Consider the following 2,763-nt stretch of genomic DNA (forward strand, 5'->3'; position numbering starts at 1 on the left):
GAAGGCCGTCATTATCCCAACCATGGAAAGTAGTTCTTCGAAATCCGGGTTACTTCGAATGGGCGCAGGCTGGACACTGGTTTCAGTGCATGCGCCGCTAACTTGTTCGCAGCGGCACGCAGATTCCCGGCCCTGTGCGCGGTGGGTTTGCGGTTTGCCTTTCATCTCGCCATTTTGGGGACTTATATGAAGAAGACACTATTGGCTGTCGCGCTGCTGGCTGGTTTCGCCGGCGTCGCGCAAGCCGCAGACTCCGTGACGTTGTACGGCTTGATCGACGCCGGTGTCGGCTACGAGAAAGTGAAGTTCAACGGCAATTCGCAAAGCCGTTTCGGCGGCGTGCAGGGCGTGAGCAGCGGCTCGCGCTTCGGCCTGCGCGGCACGGAAGACTTGGGCGATGGCCTGCGCGCCGTGTTCACCCTGGAAGGCGGTTTCGGCCCCATGAACGGCAAGTCGGCGCAAAACGGCCGCCTGTTCGGCCGTCAGGCCACTGTGGGCCTGGACAGCGATACCTGGGGCCGCCTGGAATTCGGCCGCCAGACCAACCTGGCTTCCAAGTACTTCGGCTCGATCGACCCGTTCTCGATCAGCTACAACACCGCCAACATGGGTACCACGTTCGGCAGCGCCAACACGATGCGCCTGGACAATATGGTCCTGTACCAGACCCCCAGCATGGGCGGTTTCAAGGTTGGCGTGGGCTACTCGTTCAGCGCCGATGATGCGGTCAGCGACTCCTCGCAGACCGGCTTCCGGACTGGCGACAACAACCGCGTGCTGACCGCTGGCGTGCAGTACGTCAACGGTCCGCTGAATCTGGCCGCGGCGTATGACCGCTTCAATCCGTCCAACGGTCAAACCGGCGGCAAGTCTGAAGCCCGCATCCAGGAATACATCCTTGGCGGCTCGTATGACTTCGAAGTCGTGAAGGTAGCGGCTGCGTTCGGCCAGACCCGCGACGGCTGGTTCATCGGCCAGAACATGGGCACCACGCCCGCCGGCATGCAGAACCTCGGCTCGTTCAAGCTGGCTGACGGCTTCCGCGCCAATTCGTACATGATCGGCGCCACCGTGCCGCTGGGCCGCCACGCGGTCTTCGGTTCGTGGCAGCGCGCCACCGCCAGCAACGACAAGCTGACGGGCGACGATGCGACGTTCAATGTCTACAGCCTGGGCTACACCTACGACTTCACCAAGCGCACCAACCTGTACGCGTACGCCTCCTACGGCGACAACTACGCGTTCCAGCGCGATGCGACCGACACGGCTGTTGCCGTGGGCGTGCGTCACCGTTTCTAAGCGATAGGACGTCCGGCAGACCTTGCTGAATGCGCGGCTCATCTCCGTGGGCCGCCGAGTGACAGCGAACCCCCGCGACTGGTTGCCGCCGGACGTATCTAAAGCAGGGAAGGGAAGGGCCTCCGCAAGGAGGCCCTCTCGTTTTGCGGCGGCCGCGCTATGGCAGCGCTACAGGAACAACTTGTAGGCCGGGTTCTCGGTCTCGTTCCAGTGGGGATAGCCGAGTTCCGCCACGAAGCTGCGGAACTGCTTCTTGTCGGCGGGCGGAACCTGAATGCCGATCAGGATGCGGCCGTAGTCGGCGCCCTGGTTGCGGTAGTGGAACAGGCTGATGTTCCAGTCCGGATTCATGGCGTTCAGAAAGCGCATCAGCGCGCCCGGACGCTCTGGAAATTCGAAGCGGTACAGCAGTTCGTTGCGCGCCAGCGCCGAACGCCCGCCCACCATGTGGCGCAGGTGGGTCTTGGCCATTTCGTCGTGGGTCAGGTCCAGCGTGTCAAAGCCATGGCGGCGGAAGTTGGCCGCGATCTTGTCGGGCTCGGACGCCGACGACACCTGGATGCCGACGAAGACGTGCGCGCGGTCCGCGTCGGAAATGCGGTAGTTGAACTCGGTGACGCTGCGTTCGCCCACCAGTTCACAGAACCGGCGGAAGCTGCCGCGCTGTTCCGGCATGGTGACGGCGAAAACGGCTTCGCGCATTTCGCCGACCTCCGCGCGTTCGGCCACGAAGCGCAGGCGGTCGAAATTCATGTTGGCGCCGCAGGCGATCGCCACCAGTGTCTTGCCCTTCAGATTGTGCTCGGCCGCGTACTGCTTGGCGCCCGCCACCGCCATCGCGCCGGCCGGCTCCAGCACGCTGCGCGTGTCCTGGAACACGTCCTTGATGGCCGCGCAGATTGCGTCGGTGTTGACCACCACGAAGTCGTCCACATACTGGCGCGTGAGCTTGAAGGTTTCGGCACCCACCATCTTGACCGCCGTGCCGTCCGAGAACAGACCCACGTCGTTCAACTGCACGCGGCGGCCCGCGCGCACGCTGCGCAGCATGGCGTCGGAGTCCTCTGTTTGCACGCCGATGATCTTGATTTCCGGGCGCAGCTGCTTGATGTAGGTAGCCACGCCCGCGATCAGCCCGCCGCCGCCGATGGCGACGAAGATGGCGTCGATCGGGCCGGGATGCTGGCGCAGGATCTCCATGCCCACGGTGCCCTGGCCGGCGATCACGTCAGGATCGTCAAAGGGGTGGACGAAAGTGAGCTTCTCTTTCTTTTCCAGGATCTGCGCATGCGCGTAAGCGTCGGAAAAGCTCTCGCCCGCCAGCACGACTTCGCCGCCCAGGCGGCGCACCGCGTCGATCTTGACCTGCGGGCTGGTGGTGGGCATGACGATGACGGCGCGGCAGCCCAGCCGGCTGGCCGCCAGCGCCACGCCCTGGGCATGGTTGCCCGCGGAGGCCGCGAT

2 protein-coding genes are annotated in these 2,763 nt (G+C 64.2%); one reads left to right on the forward strand and one right to left on the reverse strand.

The genetic code is table 11. The annotated features are described in order from the left end of the window. The first annotated feature begins 186 nt into the window (after window positions 1-186). Window positions 187-1,299 (forward strand): porin, encoded by a 1,113-nt coding sequence (locus tag VIR09_RS02005; protein ID WP_332011325.1) that lies wholly within the window; start codon window positions 187-189, stop codon window positions 1,297-1,299. Between the two features lie 168 nt (window positions 1,300-1,467). Here VIR09_RS02005 and ilvA read toward each other — a convergent pair. Beyond that, a partial coding sequence (gene ilvA, locus VIR09_RS02010) for a threonine ammonia-lyase, biosynthetic (protein ID WP_332011327.1) occupies window positions 1,468-2,763 on the reverse strand: 1,296 nt, incomplete at its 5' end.

It is taken from the genome of Achromobacter sp., from assembly GCF_036567245.1.
Taxonomy (GTDB): domain Bacteria; phylum Pseudomonadota; class Gammaproteobacteria; order Burkholderiales; family Burkholderiaceae_B; genus Achromobacter.